This window comes from Streptomyces sp. ERV7, assembly GCF_001653515.1.
Classification (GTDB): domain Bacteria; phylum Actinomycetota; class Actinomycetes; order Streptomycetales; family Streptomycetaceae; genus Streptomyces.
Map to the genome: position 1 here is coordinate 706,518 of NZ_LYOY01000029.1, position 24,940 is coordinate 731,457.

General features: G+C 72.1%; 24 protein-coding genes, 1 tRNA gene, 3 pseudogenes and 2 riboswitches. Of the genes and pseudogenes, 18 read left to right on the forward strand and 10 right to left on the reverse strand.

Going from position 1 to position 24,940, the window contains the following annotated elements:
- The first annotated feature begins 109 nt into the window (after positions 1-109).
- The 4 genes from A8W25_RS09500 to A8W25_RS33320 all read left to right on the forward strand — a co-directional run bounded on the left by A8W25_RS09500 (position 110) and on the right by A8W25_RS33320 (position 5,234).
- Positions 110-1,615, forward strand: coding sequence for an aldehyde dehydrogenase (locus A8W25_RS09500; protein ID WP_199831709.1), 1,506 nt, complete (start codon positions 110-112; stop codon positions 1,613-1,615).
- The gene (locus tag A8W25_RS09505; RefSeq protein WP_067158569.1) at positions 1,615-1,848 is read left to right on the forward strand and encodes a ferredoxin; all 234 of its coding nucleotides are present in this window, start codon (positions 1,615-1,617) and stop codon (positions 1,846-1,848) included. The genes A8W25_RS09500 and A8W25_RS09505 overlap by 1 nt, the downstream gene beginning before the upstream one ends.
- A gap of 573 nt (positions 1,849-2,421) precedes the next feature.
- The gene (lanKC, locus tag A8W25_RS09510) at positions 2,422-5,055 is read left to right on the forward strand and encodes a class III lanthionine synthetase LanKC (protein ID WP_067158567.1); all 2,634 of its coding nucleotides are present in this window, start codon (positions 2,422-2,424) and stop codon (positions 5,053-5,055) included.
- 41 nt (positions 5,056-5,096) lie between these two features.
- Positions 5,097-5,234, forward strand: coding sequence for a SapB/AmfS family lanthipeptide (locus A8W25_RS33320; protein WP_107470643.1), 138 nt, complete (start codon positions 5,097-5,099; stop codon positions 5,232-5,234).
- Between the two features lie 510 nt (positions 5,235-5,744).
- On the opposite strand, the pseudogene A8W25_RS09515 reads toward A8W25_RS33320, so the two are convergent.
- A pseudogene (locus A8W25_RS09515) lies at positions 5,745-6,878 on the reverse strand (steroid 3-ketoacyl-CoA thiolase); the annotation flags it as partial.
- A gap of 291 nt (positions 6,879-7,169) precedes the next feature.
- Here A8W25_RS09515 and A8W25_RS09520 point away from each other — a divergent pair.
- The gene (locus A8W25_RS09520; protein ID WP_067160915.1) at positions 7,170-8,411 is read left to right on the forward strand and encodes a cytochrome P450; all 1,242 of its coding nucleotides are present in this window, start codon (positions 7,170-7,172) and stop codon (positions 8,409-8,411) included.
- Here A8W25_RS09520 and A8W25_RS32145 read toward each other — a convergent pair.
- Together A8W25_RS32145 and A8W25_RS09525 are read right to left on the reverse strand one after the other, a co-directional pair.
- Positions 8,401-8,667: a DUF397 domain-containing protein gene (locus tag A8W25_RS32145; RefSeq protein WP_079125925.1), complete on the reverse strand. Its 267-nt coding sequence runs from the start codon at positions 8,665-8,667 to the stop codon at positions 8,401-8,403. The genes A8W25_RS09520 and A8W25_RS32145 overlap by 11 nt on opposite strands.
- A complete protein-coding gene (locus A8W25_RS09525; protein WP_067158578.1) occupies positions 8,627-9,475 on the reverse strand; it encodes a helix-turn-helix domain-containing protein in 849 nt (282 codons plus the stop codon). Before A8W25_RS09525 ends, A8W25_RS32145 begins: the two co-directional genes overlap by 41 nt.
- 117 nt (positions 9,476-9,592) lie before the next feature.
- Here A8W25_RS09525 and A8W25_RS09530 point away from each other — a divergent pair, with 117 nt between their 5' ends.
- On the forward strand, positions 9,593-10,021 hold the full coding sequence (locus tag A8W25_RS09530) for an ATP-binding protein (protein ID WP_067160918.1): 429 nt from the start codon (positions 9,593-9,595) through the stop codon (positions 10,019-10,021).
- Here A8W25_RS09530 and A8W25_RS09535 read toward each other — a convergent pair.
- A complete protein-coding gene (locus A8W25_RS09535; protein WP_067160921.1) occupies positions 10,000-11,964 on the reverse strand; it encodes a bifunctional glycosyltransferase 87/phosphatase PAP2 family protein in 1,965 nt (654 codons plus the stop codon). The two genes, A8W25_RS09530 and A8W25_RS09535, sit on opposite strands and share 22 nt — an antisense overlap.
- Before the next feature lie 348 nt (positions 11,965-12,312).
- Here A8W25_RS09535 and A8W25_RS09540 point away from each other — a divergent pair, with 348 nt between their 5' ends.
- Positions 12,313-13,446 carry a DUF2330 domain-containing protein gene (locus A8W25_RS09540; RefSeq protein WP_199831711.1) on the forward strand — a complete coding sequence of 378 codons (1,134 nt, stop codon included), beginning with the start codon at positions 12,313-12,315 and terminating at the stop codon, positions 13,444-13,446.
- Positions 13,447-13,666: 220 nt separating this feature from the next.
- On the opposite strand, the gene A8W25_RS09545 is transcribed toward A8W25_RS09540, so the two are convergent.
- On the reverse strand, positions 13,667-13,915 hold the full coding sequence (locus A8W25_RS09545; RefSeq protein WP_067160927.1) for a hypothetical protein: 249 nt from the start codon (positions 13,913-13,915) through the stop codon (positions 13,667-13,669).
- Between the two features lie 33 nt (positions 13,916-13,948).
- Here A8W25_RS09545 and A8W25_RS09550 point away from each other — a divergent pair.
- From A8W25_RS09550 to A8W25_RS09565, 4 genes and pseudogenes are all read left to right on the forward strand, one after another.
- Positions 13,949-14,491, forward strand: a pseudogene (locus A8W25_RS09550) (HNH endonuclease family protein); the annotation flags it as partial.
- Positions 14,492-14,569: 78 nt separating this feature from the next.
- Complete coding sequence (locus A8W25_RS09555) at positions 14,570-16,237, forward strand: alkaline phosphatase D family protein (protein ID WP_067158580.1); 1,668 nt, start codon at positions 14,570-14,572, stop codon at positions 16,235-16,237.
- 247 nt (positions 16,238-16,484) lie between these two features.
- On the forward strand, positions 16,485-16,964 hold the full coding sequence (locus A8W25_RS09560; RefSeq protein ID WP_067158582.1) for a DoxX family protein: 480 nt from the start codon (positions 16,485-16,487) through the stop codon (positions 16,962-16,964).
- Between the two features lie 271 nt (positions 16,965-17,235).
- The gene (locus A8W25_RS09565; RefSeq protein WP_067158584.1) at positions 17,236-17,877 is read left to right on the forward strand and encodes a DedA family protein; all 642 of its coding nucleotides are present in this window, start codon (positions 17,236-17,238) and stop codon (positions 17,875-17,877) included.
- 24 nt (positions 17,878-17,901) lie between these two features.
- Here the strand turns inward: A8W25_RS09565 and A8W25_RS09570 are convergent, their stop codons facing one another.
- Complete coding sequence (locus A8W25_RS09570) at positions 17,902-18,132, reverse strand: DUF2277 domain-containing protein (RefSeq protein WP_067158586.1); 231 nt, start codon at positions 18,130-18,132, stop codon at positions 17,902-17,904.
- Positions 18,133-18,183: 51 nt separating this feature from the next.
- On the opposite strand from A8W25_RS09570, the gene A8W25_RS09575 reads away from it, so the two are divergent.
- Together A8W25_RS09575 and A8W25_RS09580 are read left to right on the forward strand one after the other, a co-directional pair.
- Complete coding sequence (locus A8W25_RS09575; RefSeq protein WP_067158588.1) at positions 18,184-18,609, forward strand: RNA-binding S4 domain-containing protein; 426 nt, start codon at positions 18,184-18,186, stop codon at positions 18,607-18,609.
- Positions 18,610-18,727: 118 nt separating this feature from the next.
- Complete coding sequence (locus tag A8W25_RS09580; protein ID WP_067158590.1) at positions 18,728-19,012, forward strand: hypothetical protein; 285 nt, start codon at positions 18,728-18,730, stop codon at positions 19,010-19,012.
- 110 nt (positions 19,013-19,122) lie between these two features.
- Here the strand turns inward: A8W25_RS09580 and A8W25_RS09585 are convergent, their stop codons facing one another.
- Together A8W25_RS09585 and A8W25_RS09590 are read right to left on the reverse strand one after the other, a co-directional pair.
- On the reverse strand, positions 19,123-19,905 hold the full coding sequence (locus A8W25_RS09585; protein WP_067158592.1) for a CbtA family protein: 783 nt from the start codon (positions 19,903-19,905) through the stop codon (positions 19,123-19,125).
- 17 nt (positions 19,906-19,922) lie between these two features.
- On the reverse strand, positions 19,923-20,147 hold the full coding sequence (locus tag A8W25_RS09590; protein WP_067158594.1) for a CbtB domain-containing protein: 225 nt from the start codon (positions 20,145-20,147) through the stop codon (positions 19,923-19,925).
- Positions 20,148-20,180: 33 nt separating this feature from the next.
- A riboswitch (cobalamin riboswitch) is annotated at positions 20,181-20,338 on the reverse strand.
- 83 nt (positions 20,339-20,421) lie between these two features.
- On the opposite strand from A8W25_RS09590, the pseudogene A8W25_RS32150 reads away from it, so the two are divergent.
- A pseudogene (locus A8W25_RS32150) lies at positions 20,422-20,757 on the forward strand (histidine phosphatase family protein); the annotation flags it as partial.
- A gap of 39 nt (positions 20,758-20,796) precedes the next feature.
- Positions 20,797-20,954, reverse strand: a riboswitch (cobalamin riboswitch).
- A 68-nt stretch (positions 20,955-21,022) separates the two neighbouring features.
- Complete coding sequence (locus A8W25_RS09595; RefSeq protein ID WP_067158597.1) at positions 21,023-21,586, forward strand: histidine phosphatase family protein; 564 nt, start codon at positions 21,023-21,025, stop codon at positions 21,584-21,586.
- A gap of 121 nt (positions 21,587-21,707) precedes the next feature.
- Here the strand turns inward: A8W25_RS09595 and A8W25_RS09600 are convergent.
- Positions 21,708-21,779: transfer RNA gene (locus A8W25_RS09600), tRNA-Val, on the reverse strand.
- 178 nt (positions 21,780-21,957) lie between these two features.
- Between A8W25_RS09600 and A8W25_RS09605 the strand changes: the two genes are divergently transcribed.
- The 3 genes from A8W25_RS09605 to A8W25_RS32155 all read left to right on the forward strand — a co-directional run bounded on the left by A8W25_RS09605 (position 21,958) and on the right by A8W25_RS32155 (position 24,255).
- Positions 21,958-23,364, forward strand: a complete 1,407-nt coding sequence (locus A8W25_RS09605) for a hypothetical protein (RefSeq protein ID WP_234386362.1) — start codon at positions 21,958-21,960, stop codon at positions 23,362-23,364.
- A gap of 79 nt (positions 23,365-23,443) precedes the next feature.
- Positions 23,444-24,001 (forward strand): DUF4383 domain-containing protein, encoded by a 558-nt coding sequence (locus A8W25_RS09610; RefSeq protein WP_067158599.1) that lies wholly within the window; start codon positions 23,444-23,446, stop codon positions 23,999-24,001.
- Positions 24,002-24,039: 38 nt separating this feature from the next.
- Positions 24,040-24,255, forward strand: coding sequence for an FmdB family zinc ribbon protein (locus A8W25_RS32155; protein ID WP_079125927.1), 216 nt, complete (start codon positions 24,040-24,042; stop codon positions 24,253-24,255).
- Positions 24,256-24,263: 8 nt separating this feature from the next.
- Here the strand turns inward: A8W25_RS32155 and A8W25_RS09615 are convergent, their stop codons facing one another.
- Entirely contained in the window at positions 24,264-24,923 is a 660-nt protein-coding gene (locus A8W25_RS09615) for an O-methyltransferase (protein ID WP_067158601.1), read from the reverse strand.
- Between the last annotated feature and the right edge of the window lie 17 nt (positions 24,924-24,940).

Sequence of the window (24,940 nt, forward strand, 5' to 3'; positions counted from 1 at the left end):
GGTATCAGTTCAGGCAGATCTGAAATGCCGTCAGAAAAGCTGTCAGTGAAGCTGTCGGAGATGCCGTCAGAAGCGGTCCGGAGCGGACCGGAGCGGGAGGCGCCACGCCATGACCGATGCCATGAACGATCTGGAGAACGAGCCCGTCGAGCCCGTCGTGCACGTACAGCTCTATATCGGCGGGGAGTTGACCGACCCCCGGGGAACCGACGTCATCGAGGTGGTCTCCCCCCACACCGAGCAGGTCATCGGCCGGGTGCCGCACGCCTCCCGGGCCGACGTCGACCACGCCGTCGCCACCGCCCGCCGGGCGTTCGACGAGGGGCCCTGGCCCCGGCTGCCGCTCGCCGAGCGCATCGAGGTCGTCTCCCGCATCAAGGACGCGATCGCCCTGCGCCACGAGGAGATCGCCCGCTCGATCAGCGCGCAGAACGGCTCCCCGTACTCCTGGAGCGTCCTCGCGCAGGCGCTCGGCGCGATGATGGTCTGGGACGCGGCGATCACCGTGGCCCGTGACTTCCCGTACGAGGAGCGGCGCGACGGGGTCCTCGGGCCGATCCTGGTCCGGCGCGAGCCGGTCGGGGTCGTGGCGGCCGTGGTCCCGTGGAACGTCCCGCAGTTCGTGGCCGCCGCCAAGCTCGCGCCCGCGCTGCTCGCCGGGTGTCCGGTGGTGCTCAAGCCGTCGCCGGAGACGCCCCTCGACTCGTACATACTCGGCGAGATCGCGCGCGAGGCCGGGCTGCCGGAGGGCGTGCTCTCGATCCTGCCCGCCGACCGCGAGGTCAGCGAGTACCTGGTCGGGCACCCCGGGATCGACAAGGTCTCCTTCACCGGGTCGGTCGCGGCGGGCCGGCGGGTGATGGAGGTCGCCGCGCGCAACCTCACCCGGGTCACGCTGGAACTGGGCGGCAAGTCCGCCGCCGTCGTCCTGCCGGACGCCGATCTGGCGTCGACGGTGGCCGGAGTGGTCCCGGCGGCGTGGATGAACAACGGGCAGGCGTGCGTCGCCCAGACCCGGATCCTGGCGCCCGCGAGCCGCTACGACGAGTTCGCGGAGGCGTTCGCGGCGGCCGCCGGGCAGCTGGTCGTCGGCGACCCGCTCGACCCGGCGACCCAGGTCGGCCCGCTGGTCGCCAAACGCCAGCAGCAGCGTTCGCTCGACTACATCCGGATCGGCCAGGAGGAAGGCGCCAAGATCCTCGCGGGCGGCGGGCGTCCGGCCGGGCGGGACCGGGGCTGGTACGTCGAGCCGACGCTCTTCGGCGGCGTCGACAACTCCATGCGGATCGCCCGCGAGGAGATCTTCGGGCCGGTGATCTGCCTGCTGCCGTACGAGGACGAGGCCGAGGCGCTGCGGATCGCCAACGACTCCGAGTACGGGCTCAGCGGGAGCGTGTGGACCGGTGACGTGGGGCACGGCGTCGACTTCGCCCGCCGGGTGCGCACCGGCACCTTCAACGTGAACACCTTCAGCCTGGACATGTTCGGCCCGTTCGGCGGCTACAAGAACTCCGGCCTCGGGCGGGAGTTCGGGCCCGAGGGGCTGAGCGAGTACCTGGAGCACAAGATGATCCACCTGCCGGCCGGCTACGCCGGGCCCGGGGGCGAGGAGTGATGGGGGACCGCTGGCACGTCGAGGTCGACCGGAGTGTCTGCATCGGGTCGGGCATGTGCGTGAACACCGCGCCGGGGTCCTTCGCGCTGGACACGGCGCGGCAGTCGCGGCCGCGGGGCGCGGAGACGTCCGCGAGTGAGGATGTGCTCGCCGCGGCCGAGGGGTGCCCGGTCGAGGCGATCAGCATCACCCTGCGCGACTCGGGCGAGCCCGTGTTTCCCCCCGAGGAGTGACGCGCGGTTTTTGTGCCCGGACTTCGGCTGCGGGCCGGTGGGGGCTTGTCGTGCCCGGACTTCGCCTGCGGGCCGGTGGGGGCTGTCGTGCCCGGACTTCGCCTGCGGGCCGGTGGGTGGCCGCTCGCGCAGTTCCCCGCGCCCCTTAGGGGGTTGGCGGCAGCCTGAGAACCCAGCTCAGCCACGGGCCTTTAGGGGCGCGGGGAACTGCGCGAGCAACCGAGTACAACCTGCAGGCGAACGACGGCCCTTTTAAGGGGCGCGGGGAACTGCGCGCTCAGCCCCCACTGGCCCGCAGGCGAACCAGGGCTTCAGGGGCGCGGGGAACTGCGCGAGCGGCCCCCCACCGGCCCGCAGGCGAACCCCGGGCAAGAAATGGGGCGCGGGGAACTGCGCAAGCGGCCACCCACCGGCCCGCAGGTGAACCCCGGGCCAAAGCGGGGCGCGGGCGTCCACCCCCGTTCGAACACAGGTTGACGCATGCGTACCGCACAGTGGCCGCATGACACATGCGACTGTCCGGCCCCCGGCCGGCGTGGCACCTTCGTTGCCACGCCACCGAGGGGGGAAGCGATGGACAAGCGGTACGAGGTCTTCTGCCTGGCCGACAGGCATTTCTACGAGACTCCGGACCGCTTGTCCTCGGCCAGGACCGGGGAGTCCGTCCCGCTGTTCGAGGCGGCCCAGCGCCCGGTCCCCGAGGGGTGGCACTCCTCCCTCTCCGGGGACTGGCTCCACTTCAGCCCGGTCGACGAGGCCGGCGAGCCGCGCCCGGGCCGCCCCCGCCAGGGGTGGAAGATCCATGTCTCGGCGTGTCTGGACAACGCCGAGAAGGCGGCGGCGCAGGTGTGGGAGTACTGCGTCCCCAGAGCCATTCCCTTCAAGTTCGTGCCGGGCCGCCAGCCACTGCACCTGCGCAACTCCAAGTACGCCGGGCGCGGTTCGAGCGGGAAGTTCGCCACGATCTACCCGTCCGGTGTGGACGAGCTGGAGCGAATACTGAACGAGCTCGGCGAGCTGCTGGAGGGCGAGCCGGGCCCGTACATCCTCACCGATCTGCGCTGGAACTCCGGTCCCCTGTACGTACGTTACGGAGGCTTCGTCGAGCGGCACTGCGTCGGCGAGGGCGGGGCGCTGGTGCCCGCGATCGAGAACGCCCGGGGCGAGCTGGTCCCCGACCGCAGGGACCCGGCGTTCCAGGTGCCCGAGTGGGTGGCGCTGCCCCCGTTCCTGCGGCCCCAGCTGGAGGCGCGCAACGCGACGACCGTGGGCGACCTGCCGTACCGCATCGAGCGGGCGCTGCACTTCTCCAACGGCGGCGGTGTGTACGCCGGGACGGACACCCGCGACGGCAGCAAGGTCGTCCTGAAGGAGGCCCGGCCGTACGCGGGGCTCGCCGCCGACGGCTGTGACGCGGTCACCCGGCTGGAGCGGGAGAAGGCGGCCCTGGAGCGGCTCTCCGGGCTCGGGGTGGCGCCGGAGGCGCGCGACTGGTTCGAGCTGGGCGACCACCGCTTCCTCGTCATGGACTTCCTGGAGGGGCGCACGCTGAACGCGTTCTTCGCCGAGCGCCACCCGCTGCTCGCCGTCGACCCCGACCCGGACGCGGTGGCCTCGTACACGACCTGGGCACTCGCGGTGCACCGGGCCGTGGAGCGGGCGGTGGAGGCGGTGCACTCGCGCGGTCTGGTCTGCAACGACCTGCATATGTTCAACGTGATGGTCGGCCCGGAGGAGGGCGAGGCGGACGACGGCCGTGAGGTCTCGGTGCGGCTCCTCGACTTCGAGGGCGCGGTGCCGGTGGACGAGCACCAGGGGCAGACGATGGCGCACCCCGGGTTCGTGGCCCCGCGCGACCGCACCGGCTTCGAGGTCGACCGGTACGCGCTGGCCTGTCTGCGGCTCGCCCTGTTCGTGCCGATGACGACGCTGCTCGTGGTCGACCGGGACAAGGCGGCGCATCTGGCGACGGTCGCGGCGAGCCAGTTCCCCGCTGTGCCGGAAGGTTTCTTCGAGGAGGCGGTACGGGTCATCAGGGGTGCGGACGCGCCCCTGCGGCGGCCCTATCTGCCGGTGCGGCCCGAGGAGTGGCCCGCCGGGCGCGAGTCGATGGTCCGCGCGATCCTCGCCTCCGCCACGCCCGAGCGCGAGGACCGGCTCTTCCCCGGTGACATCTCGCAGTTCGCGGACGGCGGCGGCCTCGGTGTCGCGTACGGCGCGGCCGGGGTGCTCTACGCCCTGGACGTCACCGGCGCCGCGCGGTACCGGGACGGCGAGGAGTGGCTGCTGCGCCGCACCGAACAGCCGCCCTCCGGCTGCCCGCTGGGCTTCTACGACGGGCTGAGCGGCGTCGCGTACGTGCTCGACCGGCTGGGCCACACCGAGCGCGCCCTGGACCTGGTCGACCGGGTGCTCGACGAGAAGTGGCAGCGGCTCGCGCCCGGGCTGCACGGGGGCCTGGCCGGACTCGGGCTCGCCCTGGACTCGCTCGGCCGCACCACCGGCGAGGCCGATCTGCGCGACCGGGCCCTGGAGGCGGCCTGGATCATCGCCGGGGAGCAGGAGCCCGAGGAGGGCGGCGGGCGCCGGCGCGCCGGGCTGCTGCACGGCGCCAGCGGCCCCGCCCTGCTCTTCCTGCGGCTCTACGAGCACACCGGCGAGCCCGCGCTCCTCGACCACGCCGCCGAGTTCCTCCGCCGCGACCTCGCGCGCTGCGTCACCGACCGCTCCGGCGCCCTCCAGGTCGACGAGGGCGTACGGACCATGCCCTACCTCGGCTCGGGCGGCGTCGGCATCGCGATGGTGCTCGACGACTATCTGGCGCACCGGTACGACGAGGAGTTCGCCGACGCCAGGGCCGCGATCCTGCCCACCGCGCGGCTGCGGTACTACGCCCAGCCGGGCCTGTTCAACGGCCGCGCGGGCATGGTGCTGCACCTCGCCCGCACCCGCGCCGCCCGGGACGACCTGGACGCGCAGAGCGCGGCGCTCGCCTGGTACGCCGTGCCGTACGAGGGCCATCTGGCCTTCCCCGGCAACCAGATGATGCGGCTCTCCATGGACCTCGCGACCGGCACGGCGGGCTGTCTGCTCGCCCTGGGCTCCCTGCCCGCCGCCGCGTCCACCCGAAGGCGCCCCGCGGGGCTGCCCTTCCTGCCACCGCTTCCGGTGGCCCCCAAGACGGCCCCGCGAGGGGCCGGACGGTGAACCCGTCCCCACGAAGAAAGTCCCTACAGAAGGAGATGGCCATGACACTTCTCGACCTGCAGAAGATGGACGTTCCCGAGACCACCGGTGGCGGCGGTGGCGGTGGCGGCGACGAGAGCAGCCTCAGCCTGCTCCTGTGCGACAAGCACAGCTCCCACAGCAACCTGCTCTGCCTCTGACACACACGAACCACCCTGATCAATCCCTGTTACACCTGATCAACCTTGATCGAAACTGATCAACTGTGTGACGCGGCCCCGGGCGGATCTGCTCTCCGCCCGGGGCACGCGCGCCCCGGAGGGCCCCTTGGCTCAGCGCCCCTTTCTCCGCGAGACCGTCCGGTACGGCGCGGCACCCGCCGTCCTCGTCCTGCTGCTGACCACGGCCCTCGCCGGGGCGGGCCTGGCCCTTCCCTGGGCGCTCGGCCGCACCCTGGACCTGCTGCTCGGCGACGACCGGGCGGCCGCCGGACCCTGGCTCGCGCTGTGCGCGGCGCTCACCGGCGCCACCGTCCTGCTCGGCGCCCTCGACGGCCTGGTCACCGCGACCGCCAACGCCCGCACCACCGCGTGGATCCGCGGGCGCGTACTGGGCCGGGTGCTCGCGGCCGGACCGCGCGCCGGGCTCCCCGAGGGCGACCTGGTGGCCCGGCTCGTCGGCAACGCCGCCCAGGCCGGCCCCGTCCCCGCCCCCCCCGCACACATCGAAACCAGCGCGAACTCCCGATCCCGCCGCTCCAGCTCATGCAGCGCCGTCGCGAGAAGACGCGCCCCCGTCGCCCCCACCGGATGCCCGAGGGCGATCGCACCCCCGTTCACGTTCACCCTGTCCAGGTCCTGGTCGAAGACCTGCGCCCAGGACAGCACCACGGACGCGAACGCCTCGTTGATCTCGACGACGTCGATGTCCCGCAGCGACATCCCCGCCTTCCCCAGCACCGCCCGCGTCGCATCGATCGGCCCGTCGAGGTGGAAGTGCGGGTCGGCCCCGACCAGCGCCTGGGCCACGATCCGGGCCCGGGGCCGCAGCTTCAACGCCCGCGCCATCCGCTTGGACGCCCACATGATCGCCGCCGCGCCGTCCGAGATCTGGGAGGAGTTCCCGGCCGTGTGCACGGCCGTCGGCATCACCGGCTTCAGCCCGGACAGCGCCTCCATGGACGTGTCCCGCAACCCCTCGTCCCGGTCCACCAGCCGCCACATCCCCTGCCCGGCCGCCTGCTCCTCGTCCGTCGTCGGCACCTGCACCGCGAACGTCTCCCGCTTGAACCGCTCCTCCGCCCACGCCACTCCCGCCCGCTCCTGCGAGAGCAGCCCCAGCGAGTCGACCCGCTCCCGCGTCAGCCCCCGGTGCCGGGCGATCCGCTCCGCCGCCTCGAACTGGTTCGGCAGATCCACGTTCCACTCGTCCGGGAACGGCTTCCCCGGCCCGTGCTTGGACCCCGACCCCAGCGGCACCCGCGACATCGCCTCCACCCCGCAGCTGATCCCGACGTCCACCACCCCCGCCGCGATCATGTTCGCGACCATGTGGCTGGCCTGCTGGGAGGAGCCGCACTGGCAGTCCACGGTGGTCGCCGCGGTCTCGTACGGCAGCCCCATCGCCAGCCACGCGTTGCGCGCCGGGTTCATCGACTGCTCGCCCGCGTGGGTGACCGTCCCGCCGACGATCTGCTCGACGCAGTCCGCGTGGATCCCGGTTCTCCCCAGCAGCTCGCGGTAGGTCTCGCCCAGCAGATAGGCGGGGTGGAGATTGGCGAGCGCGCCTCCGCGCTTGCCGATCGGTGTGCGTACGGCTTCGACGATGACGGGTTCCGCGGCCATGAGCTCGTCCTCTCCTCGCACAGCTCCTGCACGACGACGACTGGGAAGGCCCGGTCGCGGGGCCTCCCGGAGCCGCCGCGACCGAACTAGTACGCGTTCTAGTTCTGCTTGCAGTCTGGTGAGGGCTACCCCCGGTACGCAAGGGTTGTGCACGCACCCGCGCACTCCCGCGCGGGCAACGAACAGCTCCCGCACCCTTGCGACTTGTAGAACCCGTTACTACCTTTCAGTCAAATTCTGATGGGTCGTCAGACAAGTGCCGTCCAGACGGAGTTCCAGATGGAGTTGCCGATGCGCTGCCCCCACCTTCCCGAGGGGTTCGACTTCACCGACCCCGACCTGCTCCAGGACCGCGTCCCGTACCCGGAGTTCGCCGAGGCGCGGCAGACCGCCCCGGTCTTCTGGTGCCCGCAGCCGCACGGCCTCGCCGGCTTCGGCGACGACGGCTACTGGGTGGTGACGCGGCACGCCGACGTCAAGTACGTCTCCACCCACCCGGAGCTGTTCTCCTCCACCACCAACACCGCCGTCATCCGCTTCAACCAGAACATCACCCGTGAGCAGATCGAGGTCCAGCGGCTGATCATGCTGAACATGGACCCGCCGGAGCACACCCGGGTCCGCCAGATCGTCCAGCGCGGCTTCACGCCCCGCGCGGTCCGCTCGCTGGAGGCCACCCTGCGCGACCGCGCCCGCCGCATCGTCGACACGGCCCTCGCCGCGTCCAAAGGCAGCGACTCCTTCGACTTCGTCACCAACATCGCCGTCGAACTGCCGCTCCAGGCGATCGCGGAGCTCATCGGCGTACCGCAGCAGGACCGCGCGAAGATCTTCGACTGGTCCAACAAGATGGCGGCGTACGACGACCCCGAGTACGCCATCACCGAGGAGATCGGCGCCGAGGCCGCCATGGAGATCGTCAGTTACGCGATGAACCTCGCGGCCGCCCGCAAGGAGTGCCCCGCGAAGGACATCGTATCGACGCTGGTCGCGGCGGAGGGCGAAGGCAACCTGCTCGCCGATGAGTTCGGCTTCTTCGTCATCCTGCTCGCGGTCGCGGGCAACGAGACCACGCGCAACGCGATCAGCCACGGGATGCACGCGTTCCTCACCCACCCCGACCAGTGGGAACTCTACAAACGCGAACGCCCCGACACGGCAGCCGAGGAGATCGTCCGCTGGGCCACGCCGGTCGTGTCCTTCCAGCGTACGGCGACGCAGGACACCGAGCTGGGCGGCCAGAAGATCAAGGCGGGCGACCGGGTCGGCCTGTTCTATTCGTCGGCCAACAACGATCCCGAACTCTTCGACGAGCCCGAGCGGTTCGACATCCTCCGCGACCCGAACCCGCACCTCGGCTTCGGCGGCGGAGGCCCGCACTTCTGCCTCGGCAAGTCGCTGGCGGTGCTGGAAATCAACCTGATCTTCAACGCCATCGCGGACGCCCTGCCGAACCTCACGCTGGCGGGCGACCCGCGCCGCCTCCGTTCAGCGTGGCTGAACGGCATCAAGGAACTTCAGGTCACGCCGTAACGGATCTGACGAACGCGCCGAAGGCGGCGGGAGAGAGCGTGATGGCCGGGCCGTCCGGATTCTTGGAGTCCCGGACGGCTACGGCGTGGGGGAGGTCTGCGACCTCTATGCAGTCGCCGCCCTGGTCACTGCTGTGGCTGGACTTGCGCCAGGCTGCGCCGTGGAGGGTGGCGCATTCGACGCAGGAGCCGCCCTGATCGCCGCTGTAGCTGGATTTACGCCAACGAGCGCGGCTCAGATCCAGGTTGCTCCCCATAGCGCTCCTCCATCACGTGCCGGATCAGCTTCGCCGAGTCCGGGATGGACAGGGCGGCGGCTTGGAGGTGATCGTAACGGAGCGAGCAGTCCCTGACCGTGTCCGGGTTGGCGGTTGGATGACCCACTCCGTAACCCTCGGTGTAGACGATGGCGGGATCACCGGTGAAGCGAAAGAGGTCAAACGAGCCCTGCAAGCCGGCATGCGCTCCTACGCCGAACGGTAGGACCTGGATGTTCACATTCGGGTTGTTTTGGAATGACAACAAGCGGGCCAGTTGACCCCGCATGACCTCGTCCCCACCGATCCCCTGGTGCAGTGCGGCCTCACCAATGATCGCCCACATCACTGGCGGCTGCGCCTTTCCGAAAATGCGCTGGCGAGCCAGTCGGACCGCAACACGGTCATCCAAGTTGGATTGGTCCAGCGTGCCGAGGACGGCGCGGGCGTACTCGCCGGTCTGTAGGAGCCCATGGACCAGGTTCGTGTGAAACGTATAGATCTCCGTCGCCCGCGACTCCAGCTCGGCCACCTGCTGGAACCACGCCGGAAGCTGGCTCCGCAGCACCAGCGGCAGGAGCCGGGACAGCAACCCGCCCGTGCCCAGCGCGGCATCCGCGCGGTCGCTGAAGTCCGCCGTCGGGAGTTTGCGGGCCGTCTCGATCTGGCCGATCAGCGAGCCGGTGTACGAGATGACCGCGCCCAGTTGCTTCTGGGTGAGCCCGCCCGCCTCGCGGTAGCGGCGCAGCTCGTATCCGTAGTAGTCGAGCGGCGACGCGCTCGGATCGAGGACGTTGATGTGGACCACGGCGGGTACTCCCTCGGGCTCAACTCCGCTTACTTCTCAACGGGTTGTATTCATTCGTAGCCGAGAGTAGCCATCTCGCGGCACGCTCGTACCGTGAACGACAATTCCCAGTACGGCATGCGCTTCACGGTCGGCGTGCACTCCGCCCGCCATGTCCGCAGGATCGTCCGTACGCACCTCGACTTCTGGGCCATGTCCGACCTCGTGGACGCGGCCGAGCTCGCCGTGACCGAGCTGCTCGCGAATGTGGTGCGGCATGTACCGGACCGCTACTGCGAGTTGAGCCTGCACCGGCGGCCGCACGGCATCCGCGTCGAGGTGTCGGACCGCTTCCCGCAGCTCCCGCTCCCCCTGAACGCGTCGGAGGAGGACGAGTCCGGGCGCGGACTCGTCCTCCTGGACGCGGTCGTCGACAAGTGGGGGGTCTCGCCGGGGCTGATCACGGCCGGTAAGACGGTGTGGTTCGAGTGCGACAGCGCCAACGCCCCGGCCCCCGCCGACGGCTCGGCCCGGGTGGTCGCGGATTACCCGCCGCGCCACTCGTGAGCCGGCGCCCGCGAGTCCCGAGTCGAGTGCGCGCGCCACCGAGCCGGCGGCAGCTGGACGCCGCGCGGGCCCGCCAGTACGTACACCAGGGCGAAGCCCGCGCCGACGACCGCCGCGCCGCCCACCGCGTCCAGCACCCAGTGGTTGGCGGTGGCGATGATCGCGCAGACCGTGAAGAGCGGGTGGAGCAGGCCCAGGGCCTTCATCCAGAGCTTCGGGGCCACCACCGCGATCACGATGCCGCACCACAGCGACCAGCCGAAGTGCAGCGAGGGCATCGCCGCGTACTGGTTGGTGACCTGCGTCATCGCCCCGTAGTCCGGGTTGGCCAGATCCTGCGGGCCGTGGACGGTGTCGATGAAGTCCATGCCGGGCATCAGGCGCGGCGGTGCCAGCGGGAAGAACCAGAAGCCGACCAGGCCGAGCAGCGTGGCGAAGCCGAGCGCCGAACGCGCCCAGCGGTAGTCGACCGGGCGGCGTACGTACAGCACGCCCAGGATCGTCAGCGGCACGATGAAGTGGAACGTCTCGTAGTAGAAGTTGAAGAACTCAAGCAGCCACTGGGCGTGCTGGATCGAGTGGTTGGCCCAGTGCTCGATGTCGATGTGCAGGGCGCGCTCGATGGACACCACGGTGCGGCCGTGCGCCTGTGCCGTCTCCCGCCCGGCGGTGGCCTCAAGCCGTATGTGGGAGTAGGCGGAGTAGCCGACGCGGATGACGAGGAGTTCCAGGAGCAGGTTGGGGCGGCTGAGCACCCGGCGCCAGAACGGCGCCAGCGGGATCCGGGCCCAGCGCGCCGGGACGGACTCCGCGTACGCGGTGGGGAGCGGCGCCCGGAAGTGCTCGGAGGTACGCGGCAGGAACGGGATGAGGCAGGCCGCCATGAGCGCGGTCAGCAGGGGAACGTTGTCACGGAGCGGGTCGAGGAGCGCCATGTTGGGCAGCAGCACATCGCCCGGGAGGGTCATCACCAGGATGACGACGGCGGGCCACGCGAGGCGGTCGCGGGCCCGGGTCCCGGCCCGGCCGACCATCGCGAGCAGCACCCACAGGAGCTGGTGCTGCCAGGCCGTCGGCGAGATCGCGACCGCGACGCAGCCGGTGAGGGCGACGGCGAGCAGCAGTTGGCCGTCGCGCGCGTAGCGGACGGCCCGGCTCAGGCCGAGGACGATCACGGCTGCGGCGAGCAGCAGGAACAGCGCGATCTCCAGCGGGCCTTGGAGGCCGACGCGGAGCAGGGCGCCGTGCAGGGACTGGTTGGCGAGGCTGTCGGGGCGCGCGCCGAGCCCGGCGCCCGCCACATGGTGCACCCAGTACGTCCAGGAGTCGTGCGGCATGAACACCCAGGCCAGGGCGGTCGCGGCGGCGAAGGTCGCGGTGGTGGAGAGGGCCGCGCGTCTGCGTCCGGTGAGCCAGAGCAGCGGGACGAAGAGCAGCACGGTGGGCTGGAGGGCCGCACCGATGCCGATGAGCAACCCGGAGCCGCGCTCCCCGCGTACGGCGAAGCAGCCGAGCAGGACGAGGAGGACCGGGATGATGCTGGTCTGGCCGGTGGTCAGGGCGTTGCGGACCGGCAGCGAGACCATCAGGAGGCTGATGGCGACCGGCGCGGCCACCAGCGAGCTGCGGCGCGAGAGCGGTCCCGGCAGCGCGCGGGCGGCCACGACGCCGAGCACCGCGACGAACAGCAGGGTGGAGAACGTCCAGGCCACACCGAGCGCCTGCTCGGCGGAGTGGGTCAGCGGCTTGAGGACGAGCCCGGCGAAGGGGGTGCCGGTGAAGTGCTCCCTGTCGTACAGGTCGCCCCGCACGTGCAGCACTCCGTTGGTGCCCGTCCAGGTCTCCAGGTCGGTGAGCCGTTCACCTGGTGGCAGGCGCAGGGTATGGGCCATCTGCCGTAACGCGAGGACGGCGGCGACGAGCCACAGGACCACACGGGCCATACCCGCCCGGGTGTCCGCCGCGCCTGAGTCCACGTCCACCGTGCTGCCGCGTGTGCCGTGCTCCGCATTCGCCACGCCCCGCCGAACCTCCCACCGCCATCGTTGGCCCGCTGTTCGCCCGCCGCACGGCCCTCGGCCGTGGGGCGGCCCGCACTCAGAGCCTCGCACCACCCCTGTTGAGAGACTCAGGCAACCCCCACTTCGCCTGACTGTCACCCGTGTTTTGACCGGAATCACCTCGACCGGAGTCCGCGGCGCACCGGAACCGGACCCGCCGCGACGCCGTCGTAACCCATCGACGAACCCGTCGACGAACCCGTCGGCGGGCGGTGTACGGAAGGCGGGGGCATGCGCGGCAGAGGCGTCGGACGGCGGATGTGGCTGGTCATGGGGGTGTTGCTGGCCACCCAGCTCGGTTCCCTGGTGTCTCCCGCGTACGCGTGCGGGTGCGGCGCGATGGTCCATGGAACGGGTACGCGACTGGCTGTGCGGCAGGAGACTTCGGCCGTTCGGTGGGACGGGCGCAGCGAGCAGATCGTGATGAGCCTCACGGTCGACGGGAACGCCCCGAAGGCGGCGTGGATCATGCCGGTGCCGCACCGGGCGACGGTGACGCTCGGCGACCGCGCGCTCTTCTCCGACCTGGAGCGGGCCACGGCGCCGGTCCACCGGAACCGCGACCACTTCTGGCCGCAGGACGGCGACTGGCCCTTCACCCACCACAAGCGCGCGGTGGGGGACGGCGCGGGCGCCCCGAGCGCGGCCGCGCCGTCGGTCGGTGTGGTCGGCCGCGAGCGCCTCGGCCCCTTCGACGTGGCCCGCCTCACGGCCACGGACCCGGACGCGCTGCGCGACTGGCTGGCGGCGAACGGCTTCCAGCTCCCGCCCGCGCTCTCCGCCGAGCTGCGGCCCTATGTCGCGCAGAAGTGGGAGTACGTGGCGGTCCGGCTCGCCCCGGCGGCGGGCGACGGCCCTCTGACGGGCACGCTCGACCCCCTGAAACTGACCTTCGCGAGCGAGCGCCTGGTGTACCCGATGCGGCTGTCGCGCCTGGCGAAGACGGCGCAGTCGCTGCGGCTGTACGTGGTGTCGGGGCATCGGATGGAGCCGGAGTCGAACATCGGGGGTTCGGCGCCGTCTGTCCTGTACGCGGGGCGGGTGCCGCGTGACGCGGGCCCGCTGACGCGGTTCGCGGGCGAGGGCGATACCCCGTATCTCACCGCGCTGAGCCAGTCGTTCTGGCAGCCGTCGTGGATCACGGGTGACCATGAGCTGGTCCGGGCCGCGGATGACTCGCCGTTCCAGCGGGTGATCTATACGGATCGGCTGATGCGGGTCTGGGGGGTGCCGGCGTGGCTGGTGACTGTTGGGGGTGCGCTGGTCGCCGTGGCGACGGCGGCCCTTCTGCTCATACGCCGCAGCCTGCGACGCCGCCCGGTCGCTCCACCGCCACCGGTGGTGGTGCCACCACCGCTGACCTGACATCACGTACGGCCCGGCGGGGGCCGGCCGGCCCGGGGTGACCTGCGGCCCGGCGGGGGCCGGCCGCGCAGTTCCCCGCGCCCCTGAGGGAACGGGGCCTACGGCCCCTGTTCCCCCGCTCGCCGCACCCCGGGAAAGCCCAACCCCCTTAGGGGCGCGGGGAACTGCGCGAGCAACCCACCACCGGCCCGCAGACACAGACCGGGCACAACCCGCCCGTTCAAAGCTGCAGCATGCGCTCCGTGAGCTCCCGGCAGTCGCGCAACGCCAGCCGCAACTCCTCCGTGTCGTTCTTCGCCGGGAGGCCCCCGCGGCGCTCCTTGACCAGTTCCGCGACCCGCGCGGCCGTCTCGCCCAGTACGGCGTCGGCCTCCTCGACGGCCTTGCGGGGCTCGTCGACGAACCCGGTCACCGCCCGGTGCAGCCGCAGCGCCCACCTGTCGCGCTCCTCGGTGGGGAGCAGGGCCACGGCCGAGAGGTCGGCCGGCGGGGGCGGCGGCCCCCCACCCCGGTCAGCGCCGCCACCGCCCGCAGCTATCTCGCCGCCATGACCGCCACCCCGGAGGGCTCCTCGGACGGCTACAGCCGCTCCAAGTTCCCGCACTGGATCACCCAGTCCGGCACCTGCAACACCCGCGAGGTCGTCCTCAAGCGCGACGGCACCAACGTCACCACGGACTCCAGCTGTGCGGCGGTCAGCGGCAGTTGGTACTCCGCGTACGACGGCGCCACCTGGACGGCCGCCGCCGACCTCGACATCGACCACGTCGTCCCGCTCGCCGAGGCCTGGCGCTCGGGCGCCAGTTCCTGGACGACCGCGCAGCGCCAGGGCTTCGCCAACGACCTGACCCGGCCCCAGCTGATCGCCGTCACCGACAACGTCAACCAGGCCAAGGGCGACAAGGACCCGGCCGAGTGGCTGCCCTCGCTCACCTCCTACCGCTGCACGTACGCCCGGATGTGGGTGGACGTGAAGCACTACTACAACCTCACCGTGGACACCGCCGAGAAGTCCGCGCTGCAGTCCGTGCTCAACGGCTGCTGACGGTCCGGCCGAAGGGCCGACGGGGGCTGTCTCCCCCCTCCGCCGTTCCGTACCGTACGGAGCGACGGAGGGGACGACATGGCCGGACTGCGCCTGGGACCACTGCTGCGGTACGTCGACGGCGAGTCCGGGACGTCGGCCACGGTCTGGGTGGAGGCGGACCGGCCGTGCACGGCCCGGGTGCGCTGCCCGGACAGCGCCTCGGGCTTCTCCCGTACGTTCCAGATCGCCGGGCACCACTACGCGCTGATCCCGGTCACCGGCCTCGCCCCGGGCTCGGCCACCCCGTACGAAGTGCTGCTCGACGGGCGGCGGGTGTGGCCGCCCGAGCGCTCCCCCTTTCCGCCGTCCGTGATCCGCACACCCGCGCCGGGCGCCTCCCGGCTGCGGGTCGCCTTCGGGTCCTGCCGCTGGGCCGCCCCGCCCCGGGGCGAGCGCGACCCCGCCGGGCCCGACGCCCTGGACACGCTCGCCACGAGCCTCGCCGCGCGCCTGACCGCCACCACGGACGCCGACGCCTCCGGGCTCCCCGACGTCCTGCTGCTCCTCGGCGACCAGGTGTACGCCGACAACGTCTCGCGGGCGACCCGCCGCTGGCTCGCCGCCCGGCGCGATCTGGCCGATCCACCGGGGGCGCAGGTCGGGGACTACGACGAGTACACCCGGCTCTATGACGAGTCGTGGGGCGACCCCGAGGTGCGCTGGCTGCTCTCCACCGTGCCGAGCTGCATGGTCTTCGACGACCACGACGTGATCGACGACTGGAACACCAGCGCCGCCTGGCTGGCCGAGATGCGCGCCACCCCGTGGTGGTCGGAGCGGCTGACCGGCGGGCTGATGTCGTACTGGGTCTACCAGCACCTCGGCAACCTCCCGCCCGGCCTGCTCGCCGCCGATCCGCTGTACGCGGCGGTGTGCGGCGGCCCGGACGGGACGGAGGCGCTGCGCCGGTTCGCGGCGGAGGCGGGCACCGACCCGGCCGCCGTGCGCTGGAGCTACCGCCGCGACTTCGGACGCGTGCGGCTGCTGATGGTGGACAGCCGGGCGGCCCGGGTCCTGGACGAGCAGAAGCGCGCGATGCTCGACGAGGCGGAGGCCGACTGGGTGCGGGAGCAGGCGCTCGACGGGTCCGGCCCGTACGACCACCTGCTGATCGGGACCTCGCTGCCGTGGCTGCTGCCGCCGCTCGTCCATGACGCGGAGGCCTGGAACGCGGCCCTGTGCCGGGGCGAACGCGGCCCGCGCTGGGCGCGGTTCGGCGAGAGGGTGCGCCGCCGGGCCGACCTGGAACACTGGGCGGCCTTCCCCTCCTCCTTCGACGGGCTCGCGGAGCTGATCGCCCGCGCGGGCACCGGACCCGGCGCCCCCGCCACGGTCTGCGTGCTCTCCGGCGATGTGCACCACGCCTACCTCGCGGAGCCGGTCTGGCCCTCCGGCGGCCCGGACGCGCGCGTGCTCCAGCTGACCTGCTCGCCGGTCCACAACACCGTCCCCAGAACACTGCGGGCCGCGTTCCGCTTCGGGTGGAGCCGGTGGGGGCGGCGGCTCGGACGGGCGCTGGCCCGGCACGGCCGCACCGGCCGGCCCCCGGTGCGCTGGCGCCGCACGGGCGGCCCCTGGTTCGGGAACCAGCTGATGACGCTGACCCTGACCGGGCGCGCGGCCCGGCTCCGCCTCGACCAGGCGCGAGCGGGGCGCGGCGGCCCCCGCCTGGTCACGGTCCTGGACGAGGACCTCGCCCCGTAGGCCGCGGCCGACACCTCGTAAGCCCCTGACGGCCCGGACGGCCCCGCTTCGTGACCCCGGGCTCCGTAACCCTGTGTCCCGGCGCGTTGGCGTTACGTCCATGTATGCCCCCCGTAAAGATGAATTCCAGCCAAACCTAACCGGAATTTGGCCATCTACTTAAACTTGAACTTGCAAGCACTAATCAGGTCTACCTAACCTTGAGGCTCCACCGGCCCCGTCCCCCACACCGAAGGAGCCCGTCCCCATGGCTTCCCCCACCCTTTCCTCCGCTCTGAACACCGAGCGCGCCAAGCCCTACGCCCTCGGCCTCTTCCGCATCGTCACCGGCTTCCTCTTCGCCTGCCACGGCGCCGCCTCGCTCTTCGGCTGGTTCGGCGGCGCGGCCGGAACCGGCGGCACCCTGGAGACCGGCGCCTGGCCCAACTGGTACGCGGCGGCCATCCAGCTCGTCGGCGGTCTGCTGATCATGTCCGGGCTCTTCACCCGCTCCGCCGCCTTCCTCTCCTCGGGCTCCATGGCGTACGCCTACTTCGACGTGCACCAGTCCGGCGCGCTGCTTCCCCTGCAGAACGGCGGCGAGAACGCCGCGATGTTCAGCTGGGTCTTCCTGCTGCTCGTCTTCACCGGTCCCGGCGCCCTCGCCCTCGACCAGCTGCTCGGCGCCCGCGCCACCGCCGCCGTGCCGGAGGCCACCGCCGCCGCCCCGGCGGGCACGGCCCGCTGACGCACCGACACACACGCACGACCGTCACCGGCTCGCCGGTGACACCCCACCCCCGAACGGAAACCCCATGCGCCCCAGGCGTACGCTGTACGGCTGTACAGCGACCCGGCCGCAGACCAGCGGCAGCGGGGCGCATTCCGTTCGGGGGTCGTAGTGCTGGAGAGTGTGGGGTCGCTGACCGGCAGCCCATGGATTTACGCCGTGGTGACCGTCTCCGTTCTCCTGGACGTGTTCCTTCCGGTCCTGCCCAGCATTCCGTTCGGGGGTCGTAGTGCTGGAGAGTGTGGGGTCGCTGACCGGCAGCCCATGGATTTACGCCGTGGTGACCGTCTCCGTTCTCCTGGACGTGTTCCTTCCGGTCCTGCCCAGCGGGGTCCTGGTGATCACCGCCGCGACCTCCGCGGCGGCCGGGTCGACCACCGCCGCGGGCGCCCCGCACGCCATACGCGACGTGCCCGACCTGCTTCTCCTCGCCGCCTGCGCCGCCGCGGCCTCGGTGCTCGGCGACCTCGTCGCGTACCGCCTCGCCTGGCGTGGCGGGGCGCGGCTCGACCGGGCCATCGCCCGCTCCCGCCGGCTGACCCGCGCACAGGAACGTCTCGGCGCCGCACTGAGCCGGGGCGGCGGCGCGCTCGTCGTCATCGCCCGGTTCGCCCCGGCGGGCCGGTCCGTCGTCTCGCTCGGCGCGGGCGCGGCGCACCGCACCCCCAAGGAGTTCCTGCCGTGGTCCGCCCTCGCGGGGGTGGTCTGGGCCGGATACAGCGTCAGCCTCGGCTACTTCGGCGGGCGCTGGCTCGGCGCGACCTGGCTCGGCACGGGCATCTCCGTCCTCGCGCTGTTCGCGGCGGGCTCACTGGCCGCCTATGTGATGCGCCGCCCGAACACGGCCGCGGCCACCAGCCCGGCGGCCTGACCTGCCGGACCCGAAGGGGTGGGTCTAAGCCGGCGTCCTGACCGGCACTCCCCGTATCTCCAGGCCTTCGAGCAGCTCCGCCGTGGCCCGCGCTATCTCGTCCACCGCCCGGTCGAAGACCTCCCGGTTGTGCGCGGCCGGCGCCCGGAAGCCGGACACCTTGCGCACGTACTGGAGCGCCGCCGCGCGGATCTCGTCGTCGGTGGCCTCCTCGGGGAGGGCCGGCGGCCTGAGTGTCTTGATGCTTCTGCACATGCCTCCAGTGTGACGGGTACCACTGACAACGGCCTCGGTAGAGTCGGAGGCATGGCGGCAGCAGACGAGGCGAAGGCACAGGGGCCCAAGGGGCCGGCGGCGCAGGCGGGCCCCTCGGAGCCCGTACGCATCGACAGCTGGATCTGGTCGGTACGGCTCACCAAGACGCGTTCCATGGCGGCGACGGCGTGCCGGGCGGGCCATGTCCAGCTCAACGGCGAGCGCGTGAAGCCCGCGCACACCGTAAAGGTGGGCGACGAGGTACGGCTGCGCCTTGAGGGGCGGGAGCGGATCGTCGTCGTCGCGAAAATCATCCGCAAGCGGGTGGGCGCGGCGATCGCGGCCGAGGCCTACGTCGACAACAGCCCGCCGCCGCCCGCCCGCTCGGACGTGCTGGCCGCCGGGGTGCGCGACCGGGGCCTGGGCCGGCCGACCAAGCGTGACCGCCGTGAGATGGAGCGGCTGCGCGGGCTGTAGGGGCTCGCGAGACGTTGGCCTCTGCGTAACTTGGAGGCCAACTCCCGGCGGGGCGGAGTAACTTGGAGGGCGCCCGGGGGCGAGGGGAGCCCCCGATCCGTCCCTAGAGGAACACGCCATGATCCTGTTGCTACTCGTCCTGGCGCTGGTCCTGTACGGCTTCGGCTTCAGTCTCGGCGGCATAGTGTTCTGCGTCGCCGTGGTGGCCGTACTCTTCAGCGCCCCACGCCGTGGCCGCTCCACGGCTCCGACCGGCGGCTCGTCCGGAGCCGGTGGAGCCGGCCGTGGCACGGACACGGACTACCGGGCCTACCGCGCCCGCCGGGACCGTATGGACCGGTGGGAGCGGCGCTACCGCAGGGAGCGGCAGAGCCGTCTGTTCTCCCTGCGCCGCCCCAACTGAACGAGCGCCACTGATCGAGCGCCACCGAACGACAGCACACCGGGCACGAACCACGCGCGCGAGGGCCCCGGACCATGACGGTCCGGGGCCCCCGTACGCGAGGCGCGCGGTCAGTGGGCGGCCGCGGCCTTGCTGTCGCCGCTGTTGACGGACTTGCCCGGGCGCCGGGACTCGGCCGTGGCGGGCCCGGTCACCAGGAGCCGTTCGGCGAGGTGGCCGAAGACCAGCCCGAAGCCGGCCCACAGGGTGAGCTGGATGGCGAGGGCCGCCAGGCGGAACTTCCACAGCAGCATCGCCGGGAATTCCTTGGGCACCTCGTTGACGGCGGGCAGGAACGCGTACGCGAGCCCGATGGCGACCAGGAAGGCGGCCGAGGCGGCGACGGTGGCGTTCCAGTTGCCGAGGCGGGGCGCGAGCCGCTTGCCGAGGATCACGGCGGAGACGGCGAGCAGCACGCTCAGCGCGATCATCAGGAAGTACAGGGCGGTGCGTTTGCCGATCGTGTCGGGGTCACCGACCGACGGCGGGTTCGCCGGGTACTTCAGGAACGGGACGACGTAGACGGTCAGGAGCGCGCCGAGCGAGACGAACGCCGCCGTGGCGCGCGGCCCGAACCGGCCGATGCGGCCGAGCGCGACGCAGAAGGCGAGCGCGGCGATACCGCCGATGGCCACGCCGAACACGAGCACACCGGTGGCGAGACCGCCGGTGGCCTGCAGGGTGCGGCTGAACACCTCTTCACCGTGCTCGTGCGCGTGCGCCTCTTCGAAGTCGATGGCCGCGTCCACCCGGGGCTCGCCCAGGACGTACGCCACGAGGAGCGCGAGGGCGCCCGCCGCGAGACCGGCGATCATGCCCCGCACCAGCAGGGCTCTGACGGACAGGGAGTTCACGAGTCGTTCCCCTGGTCTCAGTGGCAGGGGAAGCCGAGCAGGTGGCGCCCGTCGTGCAGCCACTCATGGACGTTCTCACCGGAGAAGACGCTGGTGGCGCCCTGCTCGGAGCCCACGAAGTAGAGCAGCACGAGCATGAGGATGCCGAAGAAGAGCGCCCAGGGAGCGATCGCCTTGAGCGATATGGGGGTGATGGCCGGCGTTGCTTCTGCGCTCGGCGCAGGGGCGGCGGAGAGTGCCACGGCAGAACCTCCTGGGGAACACGCGTCCCGGTCATTGGTGCCTTTGTCGACGGTGGTGGGTCTGACTTCCCCGTCTTCGCCCCCTGTTGAGGGAGCTCGCCGGGTTCACAGTGGCGCGACCGTGCCGGAATCTCACCGGGCTTCCTTCACACCGTCTTTATGTCGACGAGACCGTACCGCGTGAGGGACCGCGCCGCTACGGCGCGCGGGTGCACAACCCCCGCGCGAAGTGCGTGAACGGCCGTGCTCTGCTTGACCCATGACCGTACGCGTGATGTTGATCTCACCCCCGGCCGACCGCTACGCGCGCGAGGCGAGAGTCGGCGACGACGCGGCCGCCCCGGACGAGGGCGCCCTGCGCCGGGTCAAGGACGCGGCGGCGGCGCTGCCGGTGCCGGCCCGTCGGCTGAAACCGCCGTCCTCCCTCTACGAGTTGGCGGACGGCCTGCCCACGGGCGACGAACCGGCCCTGGCCGACTGGGATCTGGGCGGCTGGCGGGGGCGGCGGCTGGACGAGCTGAGCACCGTGGACCCCACGGGCGTACGGGCGTGGCTCACCGATCCCGGGGCGGCGCCGCACGGCGGGGAGAGCCTGCTGGCGCTGGTCGCGCGCGTGGGCAGAACCTCCTGGGGAACACGCGTCCCGGTCATTGGTGCCTTTGTCGACGGTGGTGGGTCTGACTTCCCCGTCTTCGCCCCCTGTTGAGGGAGCTCGCCGGGTTCACAGTGGCGCGACCGTGCCGGAATCTCACCGGGCTTCCTTCACACCGTCTTTATGTCGACGAGACCGTACCGCGTGAGGGACCGCGCCGCTACGGCGCGCGGGTGCACAACCCCCGCGCGAAGTGCGTGAACGGCCGTGCTCTGCTTGACCCATGACCGTACGCGTGATGTTGATCTCACCCCCGGCCGACCGCTACGCGCGCGAGGCGAGAGTCGGCGACGACGCGGCCGCCCCGGACGAGGGCGCCCTGCGCCGGGTCAAGGACGCGGCGGCGGCGCTGCCGGTGCCGGCCCGTCGGCTGAAACCGCCGTCCTCCCTCTACGAGTTGGCGGACGGCCTGCCCACGGGCGACGAACCGGCCCTGGCCGACTGGGATCTGGGCGGCTGGCGGGGGCGGCGGCTGGACGAGCTGAGCACCGTGGACCCCACGGGCGTACGGGCGTGGCTCACCGATCCCGGGGCGGCGCCGCACGGCGGGGAGAGCCTGCTGGCGCTGGTCGCGCGCGTGGGCGTGTGGCTGGACACGCTCCCGGAGGCGGGCGGCCGCGTCCTCGCGGTCGCCTCCCCCGCGGTGGTCCGCGCGGCCGTGACCCACGCCCTGGCGCTGCCGCCCGCCTCCTTCTGGCGGCTCGACGTGGCCCCGCTGTCCCTGACGGAGCTCTCGGGCCGCTCGGGCCGCTGGAACCTGCGGTGCGGGCGGCCCGCGGAGGGCTGAGCGAGGGCCGGGCGGGAGGCGGGTGCGAGCCAGTGGCCGGGGCCTGGTGGTGCGAGCCAGTGGCCGGGGCCTGGTGCGCCGAAGGCCCCCGCCGTGATCAGCGGGGGCCTTCGGTACCGGGTGGGCATGGACGGTTTCGAACCGCCGACATCTGCTTTGTAAGAGCAGCGCTCTACCCCTGAGCTACACGCCCGGGCACATCCGTGGATGAGGGAACAGCGTACATGGCCTCCGGGGCAGGGCCGCAAACCCGTTCGCGGCGGGCCGGGCGGCGGGGCGGTCGGCGAGGCGGTGCGAACTAATCGGCCGGTGTGTTCGTCCTTACTGGTGGGAGAATGAACCGGCAGGCGGACACGGCACGGGAGAGGGATGTGACGGCGACACACGCGCGGCGGTACAGCAGAGCGGGTGCCATCGTCCCCGGAGTCGGAGTCGGTGTCGGTGTCGCGGCCCGGCGGGCCCTCGGGGACGCGCTCGCGCTCGTCGCGCTGCCGCTGGTGCTCGGGGCCGCGCTGCTGCCCGCGGCGTTCGCCGGAGGCGGGACGCGCCGGTGGTTCGGCGGGCGCGGCGAGAGCGTCCGGGCGGACGCGCAGGCGGCCAAGGACGCGGCGGCCGCGGCCTTCTACGAGCTGGACACCGCCCAGCGCGATCTGCGGATCTCCATCGAGACGATCACCGCCGTGGACAGCTCGCCGCGCGCCCGCAAGGCCGTGGACGACTTCGCGGCGCTCGGCCGGCGGATCGACGAGGTCAGCAACGACTACATCACCGCGGTCGACGCGCACGACCTGGACCGCGACGACCTGGACGCCTCGGTGGCCTCCCGGGCCCGGGGCGAGCTGACGAAGGCCAAGGACGACCTCGTACGGGTCAAGGGCGAGCTGGACCGGTTCGAGCAGAGCCTGGGGCCGCTGCTCTCCACCGCCGAGACCCAGCTGGCCCGGCTCGCCCCCGCCGTGGAGCGGGCGCGACAGGCGCTCCTCGCCGCGAGCACCGCTCTCGATTCGGTGCGGGCGTCCGGAATGAGAGCGGACGATCTCGCCGCCCGGCTCGCCGCGCTCGGCCCCGAGCTGACCCGGCTCAACCAGGGCGCCGGAGCGCACGGCGTGCCCGAGACCCTGGAGCGGGCCGACCGGGTGCTGAGGGAGGCCGAGGGCGTGCGCGCCGAGGCCGAGCGGCTGCCCGAGCGGGCCGCCGAGATCGACCGCCGACTGGTCTCGCTGCGTACGCGCGCGCAGGCGCTGACCACCCGGGCCGGGACCGTCGACCCGGTCCTGAGCGAGCTGCGGCGCCGGTTCGCGGCCGCCTGCTGGCAGGACCTCCAGCAGGTCCCCGACCAGGCGCTGGCGAACGTACGGCAGGCCGAGGACAAGCTCAAGGAGGCGGGCGCCGCGCGCGACGAGCAGCGCTGGGCCGACGCGACCTCCCGGCTGAGCACGGTCAGGGCGCTGCTCAACTCCACCGACGAGGCGGTCTCGGCCGCCGGGGACCGGCTGCAACGGCTCAACGCCGTGGCGAAGGACCCGCAGCAGGAGATCCAGCGGACGCGGTTCGCGATCCGGGACGCCCAGCGACTGGCGATGTCCGGCCGCAACACCCCGGACCCGCGCCACGCCCGTCCGCTCGACGACGCCGTGGCGCGCCTGGAGCGCGCGATCGCCACGCTGGAGGGCCGCCACCCCGACTACTGGCACTTCCTCACCGAGACCGAGGAGGTCCGGCAGGCCGTCGCGCGCGTGGTGGCCCAGATCCGCGAGGAGCGGGGGCACGGCGCCTGACGGGCGTCACGGGGACGAGTTGTCGCCGCCGCGCCGCGGGCGGATCCTGGGAGGTACGGACGACACGAGGAGGCCGCCCATGGCCACCCAGCCGCTTCATCCCGTGCGCCACCCCCTGCGCACCCCCCATGTGTCCCTCGACGAGCATCTGCCCGTCGACCACCGGCTGAGCCAGGTGTACCGCTTCGGCGCCGGAATCATGGGGCTCTTCCTGCTCGTCTTCGGCATCCTGGGGCTCACCCACAACATCGGGTTCTTCGACACCGGCGGGAAAGAGGTCGCCGGGCTGAGCACCAACGGCACGCTCAGCGTGATCTCGATCGTCGTCGGGGCGCTGCTCCTGTACGGCATGGTCAAGGGCGGCAACCTGGCGTCCTGGATGAACATGTCGCTCGGGGTGCTGTTCCTGATCAGCGGGTTCGTGAACCTGGCCCTGCTCGACCGGGGCTCGGCGAACTTCCTCGCCTTCAAGATGCAGAACGTGATCTTCAGCTTCCTGGTCGGCCTGGCACTGATGGTCTTCGGGATGTACGGGCGGGTGAGCAGCCATCTGCCGCACGACAACCCGTACTGGAGGGCGCGGCGCGAGGCGGAGGCGCAGGCGGAGCCGGGCGTGCGGGAACGGCCGCTGCGCTGAGCGGCACACGGCGGCGGCACGCCCGTTAGCCTGGGGCCATGCCTCGCTATGACTACCGCTGCCGCTCGTGCGGCGACACGTTCGAGCTCAGCCGTCCGATGGCCGAGTCCGCCGCTCCCGCGGTGTGCCCCGAGGGGCACGAGGACACGGTGAAGCTGCTGTCCACCGTGGCCGTGGGCGGGATGGCCAAGGGTGCGCCCGCGCCGTCCGGCGGGGGTGGTGGTGGCTGCTGCGGCGGAGGCTGCTGCGGCTAGGCGCGCCGCTACCGCTTCCTGGACAGCGTCAGGCCGTCCGCCACGATCAGCATGACGGCGTCCATCCGCTCGTCCCGCGTCACATGCTCGTTGAACCGCTGGATCCCGGCGGCGGGACCGGTCGCCGCCGGGTCCAGGACCTCACCGTGGAAGAGCGTGTTGTCCACGGCGATGAGGCCGTTCTGCCGCATCCTGGGCACCAACTCCTCCCAGTACGCGATGTAGTTGTCCTTGTCCGCGTCGAGAAAGGCGAAGTCGATGTGCGGCTCGGCGGGCATCGCCCGCAGCGTGTCGAGCGCCGGGGCGATCCGCAGGTCCACTTTGTGCGCCACGCCCGCCTTCGTCCAGGCCTCGCGTCCGTACGCGGTCCACTCCCGCGAGATGTCGCACGCGATCAGCCGTCCGTCCTCGGGCAGCGCCTGCGCCATGGCGAGCGCCGAGAACCCGGTGAAGGTGCCGACCTCCACCACGTGCCGGGCGCCCACCAGCCGGACGAGGAAGGCCAGCAGCGGGGCCTGCTCCTCGGCCGACTGCATGCCCGCGTAGTCGGGCAGCCGGGCGTACGTCGTCTCCACGAGCTCGCGCTGCACCGCGTCCAGGGGCGGGTTGTGCGCCAGCATGTACGCGTACAGCTCGTCGGTGATCCTGGTGCTGTTTCCCTTGGCCATGGGGGCGAGTATGGGAC

What these genes read in the sequence shown, in the direction of transcription:
- A8W25_RS09535 (WP_067160921.1), bottom strand. Translation starts at nt 11,964, where the DNA reads ATGGCCCGTGTGGTCCTGTGGCTCGTCGCCGCCGTCCTCGCGTTACGG.
- A8W25_RS09530 (WP_067160918.1), top strand. Translation starts at nt 9,593, where the DNA reads ATGCGCTTCACGGTCGGCGTGCACTCCGCCCGCCATGTCCGCAGGATC.
- A8W25_RS09540 (WP_199831711.1), top strand. Translation starts at nt 12,313, where the DNA reads ATGCGCGGCAGAGGCGTCGGACGGCGGATGTGGCTGGTCATGGGGGTG.
- A8W25_RS09615 (WP_067158601.1), bottom strand. Translation starts at nt 24,923, where the DNA reads ATGGCCAAGGGAAACAGCACCAGGATCACCGACGAGCTGTACGCGTAC.
- A8W25_RS32155 (WP_079125927.1), top strand. Translation starts at nt 24,040, where the DNA reads ATGCCTCGCTATGACTACCGCTGCCGCTCGTGCGGCGACACGTTCGAG.
- lanKC (WP_067158567.1), top strand. Translation starts at nt 2,422, where the DNA reads ATGGACAAGCGGTACGAGGTCTTCTGCCTGGCCGACAGGCATTTCTAC.
- A8W25_RS09580 (WP_067158590.1), top strand. Translation starts at nt 18,728, where the DNA reads ATGATCCTGTTGCTACTCGTCCTGGCGCTGGTCCTGTACGGCTTCGGC.
- A8W25_RS09570 (WP_067158586.1), bottom strand. Translation starts at nt 18,132, where the DNA reads ATGTGCAGAAGCATCAAGACACTCAGGCCGCCGGCCCTCCCCGAGGAG.
- A8W25_RS09505 (WP_067158569.1), top strand. Translation starts at nt 1,615, where the DNA reads ATGGGGGACCGCTGGCACGTCGAGGTCGACCGGAGTGTCTGCATCGGG.
- A8W25_RS09500 (WP_199831709.1), top strand. Translation starts at nt 110, where the DNA reads ATGACCGATGCCATGAACGATCTGGAGAACGAGCCCGTCGAGCCCGTC.
- A8W25_RS32145 (WP_079125925.1), bottom strand. Translation starts at nt 8,667, where the DNA reads ATGGGGAGCAACCTGGATCTGAGCCGCGCTCGTTGGCGTAAATCCAGC.
- A8W25_RS09560 (WP_067158582.1), top strand. Translation starts at nt 16,485, where the DNA reads ATGGCTTCCCCCACCCTTTCCTCCGCTCTGAACACCGAGCGCGCCAAG.
- A8W25_RS33320 (WP_107470643.1), top strand. Translation starts at nt 5,097, where the DNA reads ATGACACTTCTCGACCTGCAGAAGATGGACGTTCCCGAGACCACCGGT.
- A8W25_RS09610 (WP_067158599.1), top strand. Translation starts at nt 23,444, where the DNA reads ATGGCCACCCAGCCGCTTCATCCCGTGCGCCACCCCCTGCGCACCCCC.
- A8W25_RS09575 (WP_067158588.1), top strand. Translation starts at nt 18,184, where the DNA reads ATGGCGGCAGCAGACGAGGCGAAGGCACAGGGGCCCAAGGGGCCGGCG.
- A8W25_RS09520 (WP_067160915.1), top strand. Translation starts at nt 7,170, where the DNA reads ATGCGCTGCCCCCACCTTCCCGAGGGGTTCGACTTCACCGACCCCGAC.
- A8W25_RS09595 (WP_067158597.1), top strand. Translation starts at nt 21,023, where the DNA reads ATGACCGTACGCGTGATGTTGATCTCACCCCCGGCCGACCGCTACGCG.
- A8W25_RS09555 (WP_067158580.1), top strand. Translation starts at nt 14,570, where the DNA reads ATGGCCGGACTGCGCCTGGGACCACTGCTGCGGTACGTCGACGGCGAG.